This is a genomic window from Mycolicibacter sinensis (genome assembly GCF_001673565.1).
GTDB lineage: Bacteria > Actinomycetota > Actinomycetes > Mycobacteriales > Mycobacteriaceae > Mycobacterium > Mycobacterium sinense_C.
Map to the genome: position 1 here is coordinate 1 of NZ_LZMF01000050.1, position 7,901 is coordinate 7,901.

General features: G+C 69.3%; 6 protein-coding genes and 1 tRNA gene. 3 read left to right on the forward strand and 4 right to left on the reverse strand.

The genetic code is table 11. The annotated features are described in order from the left end of the window. The first annotated feature begins 169 nt into the window (after positions 1 to 169). Positions 170 to 1,084 carry a transcriptional regulator CynR gene (gene cynR, locus A5648_RS08350; RefSeq protein WP_065024090.1) on the forward strand — a complete coding sequence of 305 codons (915 nt, stop codon included), beginning with the start codon at positions 170 to 172 and terminating at the stop codon, positions 1,082 to 1,084. 118 nt (positions 1,085 to 1,202) lie between these two features. Beyond that, the gene (locus A5648_RS08355) at positions 1,203 to 1,631 is read left to right on the forward strand and encodes a hypothetical protein (protein ID WP_065024091.1); all 429 of its coding nucleotides are present in this window, start codon (positions 1,203 to 1,205) and stop codon (positions 1,629 to 1,631) included. 14 nt (positions 1,632 to 1,645) lie between these two features. On the opposite strand, the gene A5648_RS08360 is transcribed toward A5648_RS08355, so the two are convergent. The 4 genes from A5648_RS08360 to A5648_RS25035 form a co-directional block, all read right to left on the reverse strand. After that, a tRNA-Ser gene (locus tag A5648_RS08360) sits at positions 1,646 to 1,732 on the reverse strand. A gap of 18 nt (positions 1,733 to 1,750) precedes the next feature. Further along, positions 1,751 to 4,186, reverse strand: coding sequence for a PGRS repeat-containing protein (locus A5648_RS24875; protein ID WP_165607315.1), 2,436 nt, complete (start codon positions 4,184 to 4,186; stop codon positions 1,751 to 1,753). 133 nt (positions 4,187 to 4,319) lie between these two features. Beyond that, positions 4,320 to 5,417 carry an outer membrane porin GjpA gene (gjpA, locus tag A5648_RS08370; RefSeq protein WP_065024093.1) on the reverse strand — a complete coding sequence of 366 codons (1,098 nt, stop codon included), beginning with the start codon at positions 5,415 to 5,417 and terminating at the stop codon, positions 4,320 to 4,322. A gap of 449 nt (positions 5,418 to 5,866) precedes the next feature. Continuing rightward, on the reverse strand, positions 5,867 to 6,874 hold the full coding sequence (locus A5648_RS25035) for a MarR family transcriptional regulator (protein ID WP_082966381.1): 1,008 nt from the start codon (positions 6,872 to 6,874) through the stop codon (positions 5,867 to 5,869). A gap of 43 nt (positions 6,875 to 6,917) precedes the next feature. Between A5648_RS25035 and A5648_RS08380 the strand changes: the two genes are divergently transcribed. After that, on the forward strand, positions 6,918 to 7,886 hold the full coding sequence (locus tag A5648_RS08380) for an NAD(P)H-quinone oxidoreductase (RefSeq protein ID WP_065024094.1): 969 nt from the start codon (positions 6,918 to 6,920) through the stop codon (positions 7,884 to 7,886). The last annotated feature ends 15 nt before the right edge of the window (positions 7,887 to 7,901 follow it).

Consider the following 7,901-nt stretch of genomic DNA (forward strand, 5'->3'; position numbering starts at 1 on the left):
CGAAACCGAACAAACCGCAGCACACCAACCCTTGACCGGACCCCACCCCTTCAGGGATGACTCTGCGCCTACCAGGCGAAAGTGCGAGTGAGGTGCCTGGTGGGCGCAGAGTCAACGCGGAGCCCCGGATATCGCAGCACCGGCGGGCGCGGATTCCTATAGTCGACCGATGGAGCTGCGGCATATCAAGTACCTGCTGGCGGTCGCCGACCACCAGAACTTCACTCGGGCCGCCGAAGCACTGCACGTCTCCCAACCGACGCTGTCCCAACAGATCAAGCAACTCGAGCACACGCTCGGGGTGGAACTGTTCGACCGGTCCGGACGCACCGTCCGGCTCACCGACGCCGGTTCGGCCTATGTCCACCACGCCCGGCTCGCGCTGCGGGATCTGGAGGCCGCCGAGCGCGCCGTGCACGACGTGCGCGATCTGTCCCGCGGCAACCTGCGGATCGCGGTGACGCCCACCTTCACCGCGTATCTGATCGGTCCGCTGATCGAGCGATTCCGAACGGCCTACCCGGGCATCAGGGTGACGGTGGTGGAGACCAACCAGGACCGGATCGAGGCCGACCTGCTGGCGGACCGACTCGACCTCGGGATCGGCTTCGCCGGCGGGCACGCGGCCGGTATCGAGGTCCGGACACTGTTCACCGAGACGCTGGGCCTGGTGGTGGGCTCGGGCCATCCGCTCGGGACGGCTAACCGGGTGCCGGTTGCTGAGCTGGCCGGCGAGCCGCTCGGCCTGCTCAGTTCGGACTTCGCCACCCGAGGGCATGTCGACTCCTATTTCACGAACTGTCGAGTGCCGCAGAACATTGCAGTCGAGGCGAACTCGGTCGGCGCATTGCTGGAGCTGGTGAGCCGCGGCGTCGTCGCCACCGTGTTGCCGGATGCAATCACCAGTGAACGCCCGGACCTGCGCCCGGTCCCACTGGACCCGCCGCTGCCGACCCGCACCGTGCAACTGCTGCAGCGTTCTGGTATCTACCACTCGGCAGCGGCGCGCGCGTTCGGCGCGACCCTCAACGCAGTAGTGGCCGAGCGGCGGGGGCCGTCGGGAAAGTATTCGTTTTACCAATAGCTCCGCATGGTTCTACGTATTGGACAGTGCGCGCGCAGCCTCCCATGCTGAATGGCATCTGAGTGAACCCTTTTCACCAGGATGGAATACGCGATGCAGGAAGGCTGGTCACCCGCTGATGACGACTGCCCTGTATGACGACACCACCAGTGCACCCGGGCTGGCGCAGCTGGAGCAGATGCTGCAGATCGACCGCGGCAGCAACGTGGCGGTGATCAACGCGCCGCCCGAATCGGGGCTGCGACTGTTGGCGATCAGTCGCGCCAACCCGTACGACGTCGAGGTTGTCATCGCGTTCGTGACCCGTCGGGTGGACGTGGCCTGGATACGGGCGGCCTACAGCGCGGCCCGCTCCGGCCGGACGGCCTGGGTCGTCTACCCCGAGCCGGGCCGGCCCGGTACCGATCTGCGCTGGGAGTGGTTCTTGGCGGCGCTACGCCAGTACGGCGTGCAGGCGGTGCAGCAGGTTCCGATCGACGGATCCTGGTCTGCGGTGCTGTTGCAGCGCAAGCGCAACGGCGAACCGGCGCCGGGTCTGGTGGGCTGAAACCGGCCGAACGGCGGTGGCGGAGGGATTTGAACCCCCGGACGGTTTTAGCCGTCTCTCGCTTTCAAGGCGAGTGCATTAGGCCGCTCTGCCACGCCACCGCGGGAAATCGTACCGGGTCAGCCGGGCTGCCCACTGCCGCCGTCGGTACCGGGCTGACCCGGCGGGGTGCCGGTGCCCGCCACGCCGCCGGCGCCGCCTGCTCCGGCCGCCCCGGCTGCGCCGTGCGCCCCGTTGGTGCCGCCGGTGCTGGCGCCGCCCGCGCCGCCGGCCGCGCCGTTGCCGCCGGTGCCGCCGTCGCCGCCGTCCCCGCCGGGCAGGGTGTTGCCGTCGGAGTCGGTACCGCCGTTGCCGCCCCGGCTGCCGGCGCCGCCGGTGCCGCCCGCTCCGCCGGCACCGCCGTTCCCGCCGCTGCCGTCGACGGCGCTGCCGCCGGCGCCGCCTTGGCCTCCATTGCCTGCGACGCCACCGTCGTGGCCGTTGCCGCCGGGTGCGTGTGCGGGATTGGTTGCCGGCGCGCCCGTGTAGCCGGTTCCGCCGACGCCGCCGTTACCGCCATTGCCGGCGTCGACGCTGCCCTGGGCACTACCACCGGTCCCGCCGGACCCGCCGTCACCGCCGGCGCCGATGGTGCCGGTGCCGCCCATGCCGCCGTCGCCGCCGTTGCCGGCGTGGCCGGGGCCGGCACCGTAGGGGTTGTTGGCGGGCATCGTGACGCCGCCGCTGTTGCCGCCGGTGCCGCCGGCACCGCCGTCGCCCGCGGTGCCGCCTGACCCACTACCGCCGAGAAGGACCATGCCCGCGCCGCCACTGCCACCGGTGCCGCCATTGCCTCCCGATGCCGTGCCGCTTCCGCCGTTGCCGCCTACACCGCCCGCACCGGCATTGCCGCCGCCGTAGGCGGTGCCGCCGCTGCCGCCGCTGCCGCCGTTGCCACCCACACTGATGACACCCGGCCCGGTCGCCCCGGCACCGCCGTTGCCGCCGTTGCCGCCGGCCGCCGCATCGCCGGTGTAAGCGCCTCCGCCGGACGAGCCGCTACCGCCGTTACCGCCGTGGCTCCAGATGGTTCCGGTTCCGTCGTCCCACCCGGTGCTGTCGCCGCCGTTGCCGCCGCGGCCGCCGGCCCCGCCGGTGGCACCCGATCCGGCACCGAAGAAGCTGTCACCACCGTTACCGCCGGCATAGGTTCCGGCACCGCCGTCCCCGCTGTCGCCGCTGGCCCCACCGACCCCGGTTTGGCTGCTTCCGCCCATACCGCCACCGCCGCCGTCGCCGCCAATGGTCTTGACGGTGTTGTCGCCGGTAGCCCCATTGCCTCCGGCGCCACCGTTACCGCCCGCACCGCCGGCACCGTCTTGGGATGGAGCGCCCCAACCGCCCCAACCGCCGCTGCCACCGGTGCCCGCGGTGGCATCTCCGCCGGCTCCGGCATTTCCGCCGGCGCCGCCGGTGTTGTTGCCGGCGGACTGGCCGCCGTTGCCGCCCCAGCCGCCGCCACCACCGTTGAGGCCGGCGCCGCCAGCACCGCCGTCACCGCCGTTGCCACCGATGTTGCCGTTGCCGGCGTACCCGCCGTCACTGCCGGCACCACCGTTGCCCAGGTAGTTGCCGTTGACGTCTTGGTAGGCGTCGCCGCCGTTACCGGCGTCGCCGCCGTCGCCGCCGTTTCCGAGCTGCCCGACGTGTCCATACATGGGGCTGGTGTAGATGGAGGATCCGCGCCCGCCGGCCGCACCGCCGGCTCCGCCGCCCCAGGACCAGGCCCCGTTTCCGCCGTCGACGTGATCGGCGGTGCCGGTGGCGCCGTCGCCACCTTTACCGCCGGCTCCGGCGTTGCCGCCGTTGCCGCCGTTGCCGAACATGAATCCGCTGCGCCCGCCGGCGCCACCGTTGCCGCCGTAGCCGCCGGCTATGCCGTTGCCATCGCCGCCGTTGGCGAATGTGCCTGCGGCACCGGCCAACCCATCCGCCCCGTTGCCGCCGACCCCGCCGTTGCCGAAGAACCACCCCGACGCGTTGCCGCCGGCCCCACCGTTGCCACCGGCGACAGCCGCATCCAGGGACTGGCCCCCGTTGCCGCCGGCTCCGCCGTTGCCCATCCAGAGGCCACCGGCTCCGCCGTCACCGCCGTTGGCGCCCGCGCCGCCGTCGCCGCCGATCCCGCCATCCCCGATCCAACCCGCGGCATTGCCGCCGTTGCCGCCGACGATTCCGGCTTCGGTGCTGTCCCAACCGTTTCCGCCGTCGCCGAACCACAGGCCGCCGTTGCCGCCGTCGGGGTTGTCGACGGTTCCGTCGGCGCCATCGCCGATCAGGAACTGTCCGGCCGAGGTGTTGATCCAGCCGTTGACCATCGCCCCGAAGTCACTGTTAATCCAGTTCTCCATCGAGGTATGCAGCGGTTCATAGAGCCACTGGTCGATCATGGTGGTCCAGTCAAGGGCGCCCACATCGGCCGGCCCGGCAGCCATCCACGCCGAAGAATCGAAAAGATCGGTGATCCAGTCGAATTCATCGGCTTGCGCCGGCGGTGCCACAGTCAGTGGGGCCACTCCGAACGCTAGGAATGCGCCCACCGCGCTGGCGGCGCCGATCGCCCGGGAGTGGCGACGACAGGGGGTGTGGTGACGACTCATACTAATGGCTGCCTCTCTAAGCAACTGGGGGACAGGGGTTTAGGGGAGATCAGAGGCCGAGCAGGTCGCCCAGCCAGCCGAACGCGTCGGTTGCTGAGGCACCCAGGCCGCCGTCGTCGAGAGCGTCGGTGGGCAACAGCGGCAGACCGGCGCCGGCTAACGGCGGGGTCACCACCACCGCGCCCTTGCCATCCCAGCCCGACCCCAACAATGCGCCGACGGTTTGGCCCCAGGCCTGCCACGCGGCGATCGGCCCGATGCCGGCACTGTTGAGATCGAGGGTGCCTATAACCGGCACGCCACTGAATTCGATTCCCACGCTTTGGAAGATCGACCCGCCGACCGCGGGCACCGAGGCGGCGACCTCACCGCCGGGGCCAAGAACCTGGTACGGGCCCACCGCGACGGCACCCGGGGACAGCAGTCCACCGAAGGCGATGTCCAGGTGGTCCATGTTCATCCCGGCCGGGAAGTATCCGGACTCGTTGATCATCGGCAACAACGCATCCAGATTCAGGGTGGCGCCGTTGAGGGTGGCCCCCCACATATTGGCCAGGGTGTCGCCGAAACTGTCGTGGTCGGTGATGCTGTTCATCAACGCGATCCACGGACTGATCATCGGCCCGATCATCCCCATGAAGACCGCACTTGACGGGGAGCCCAGGTAGTCGATGATCGGCATGATCATCGACTTGTCCACATCGGCCGGGATATAACCCGCCACCTGACCGAACATCAGCTGATGGGAGCCATCCATGGTGTGGTTGAGCACCGTAGCGTGGGTTGCGTCGGTCTCGTTCTGCAGCGCCCAGCCCGAGATCACCGCGTTGAGATGCTTCTGAATCTCCTCGTTGACCGCATTGGTCGAACCCGACGGGTCGTTGGCCAACTGGTCCCAGTAGTCGAGCTGGTTGGCCCAGAACTGCTGCATGCCGACCCCGGGCGCCAGGTACCAGTTGTTCAACAGGCTGGTCATGTTGGCCGAGGCGGCATTGAGCACGTCATCCCACGCACTGGTCAACGCCACCGCCGGGGATTGGACGTCACGCAGCGCGGGCAGCGGCGCGGACAGCGGGCTAACCGCGACGAGACTGGCCCCAACCAGTGCCACACCAGCGGTGGCGTAGGGGCGAATGGTGGCGTGCAAGGGGAACTCCTCGGCAGGTGAATGTGGTGACACTCTGAACAGCGCTGAACGTAACTAAGCGGGGGCTGAGTGTCTCTAATCGAACGTTGTTATTCGCGAACACGTTTGGTGGCGCGCTCGTCTGTACGCCCGGCCGGTCACGGCGAATGCCCACGTCAGCGGCGCAATTTGGGCAGCCGATTAAACGACGGGACCACGCAGAAACTACTTCAAGTGGTAACTACCCGCGGGTAACCGGTTCCGCTTGCCTCCCAAGCGAAGCCGCAGCCGAGGAAGCAGCAAATTGTGAGAACGGTTCTCGTAGAAATCATCGGGCCGCGCCGCCGATGGCCTGGGCTGAATGGTGAATACCCTTGGCACACAGTGCTTATTATGTCCACGAGCGGGGCGGGCGACGGGGTAACTGACAGCCGCAGAGAGGCTTGCGCCGCCGCATTCCGGCGAACGGGTCAGGCCGGGCGCCCGGCCCCGGATTTCAGTGGCACACTGACTCGGCGGCACGCGTCGCCGAGTGCGATCGCCTGCGGGCGCGACATCGGATCCAAGTACAACCTGCGAATCTCCTTGGCGTAACAGGCAAGCGCAGGACCCAACCGTGCTCGCCCTGGCGCGGTGATCCCGGCGACCACACGACGCCGATCGCCCTGCCCCGGTCCTCGGCGCACCAGGTCGCCGGATTCCAGCCGGGCGACGTGCTGGGTGACGCCACTGGGCGTCAGCGCGAACGCCTCGCCCAACACGCTCATCGGCACGGCGCCCCCCGGCGACTTGGCGATTCGGTCCAGCAACAGCACATCGATCAACGCGAGCCGGTGGGCGGCCAGCAGGTGGTCATGCATCACCGGAAACAGCGCCTCCGCCGATTCGAGGAACTCATGCCAACACCGCTTACCCGCATCGTCGACTCCCGGCATGTAACAACTCGGGGCCTCCGGAAAGGTCTGATCGGATGCGACGACGCCATGTTGGCCATCCGGGGCGCTCAGGGCTTGCCTGATGCGCCAACAGTTCTCCGCGATCGTATTCATCTGACGGGCCGACAGTGGACCGAGCAGGTGGGTCACCACACCTCGCGTGTAGCTGATTCGCGCCCGGTCGACCATGTCCCGGCCGTCATCGGTGACCACCGCGACCACCCCTCGCCGGTCCTGCGGGTCTCCTTCACGCTGCACCAGCCCGCGCGCCTCCAGGCGGTCGATCCGCTTGGTCATCTGGCGCCGGGTCGCCGCCAACGCGCCGGCCAGATCGCCCATCCGACCCGATCCGTCGGCGGACTTGGTCAAGATGTCCAGCACCCGCAGGTCGATCACCGACAACTGATGCTCCGCGTTGAGCAACCGGTTCAGCAGCGCATCGAAGCGCAGCACGGCGTCTAAGTAATGTTGCCAGGCTTGGTGTTCGGCGAGGTCCAAGCCGGGCAGGTCACTCCCGGTCCGGGGGCGATCGCGGCGCTGCACAGCGTCATGCTAAGCGATTGCGGCTGGTAGTAGCGTGTTCGGCATGCGTGCCATCGTCGCTGAATCCCCCGAGGTGTTGTCCTGGCAAGAGATCGACGACGTGCGGCCGGCCGCCGGCGAGGTGCTGATCCGGGTCGCCGCGGCCGGGGTGAACCGAGCCGACCTGCTGCAGGCGGCGGGCAAGTATCCGCCGCCGCCGGGCGCCAGTGCGACGATCGGCCTGGAGGTCGCCGGCGAGGTCGCAGCGGTGGGCGACGGGGGGTCCGATTGGGCTGTCGGGCAACAGGTTTGCGCGTTGTTATCCGGCGGCGGCTACGCCGAGTATGTCGCGGTGCCGGCCCCGCAGGTGCTGCCGATCCCCGACGGCGTGGACCTGGTGGACGCCGCCGGCCTGCCGGAGGTGGCCTGCACGGTGTGGTCGAACCTGGTGCAGACGGCGGGACTGGTCGAGGGACAACAGTTGCTGGTGCACGGCGGTGCGAGCGGGGTGGGCAGCCACGCCATTCAGGTGGCCCACCAGCTCGGCGCGTGGGTGGCCGTCACCGCCGGATCGGAGGCCAAGCTGGCGTTCTGCCGCGAGCTGGGCGCCGACGTGACCATCAACTATCACGACGAGGACTTCGTCGCGCGGGTCCGCGAGGCCGGTGGCGCCGACGTGATTCTGGACATCATGGGAGCGGTCTACCTGGACCGCAATATCGATGCGCTGGCCAACGACGGGCGCCTGATCGTCATCGGGATGCAGGGCGGGGTCAAGGGCGAACTGAACCTGGGCAAGCTGATCGGCAAACGCGCCGGGGTGATCGCCACCGCGCTGCGCGGCCGGCCGGTGGAGGGCCCGCACGGTAAAGGCGCTGTGGTGGCCGCGGTGACCGACGAAGTGTGGCCGATGCTCGCCGACGGCCGGATCAAGCCGGTGATCGGTGCGCGACTGCCCATCGAGCAGGCCGCCGAGGCGCACCGGCTGCTGTCGTCGGGAGAGGTCGCCGGCAAGGTTGTGCTGACCGTCTAAGGGGTCTGTCGCCGT

Coding starts and splice junctions, on each gene's coding strand:
- cynR (WP_065024090.1), top strand. CDS start 170: ATGGAGCTGCGGCATATCAAGTACCTGCTGGCGGTCGCCGACCACCAG.
- A5648_RS08355 (WP_065024091.1), top strand. CDS start 1,203: ATGACGACTGCCCTGTATGACGACACCACCAGTGCACCCGGGCTGGCG.
- A5648_RS08380 (WP_065024094.1), top strand. CDS start 6,918: ATGCGTGCCATCGTCGCTGAATCCCCCGAGGTGTTGTCCTGGCAAGAG.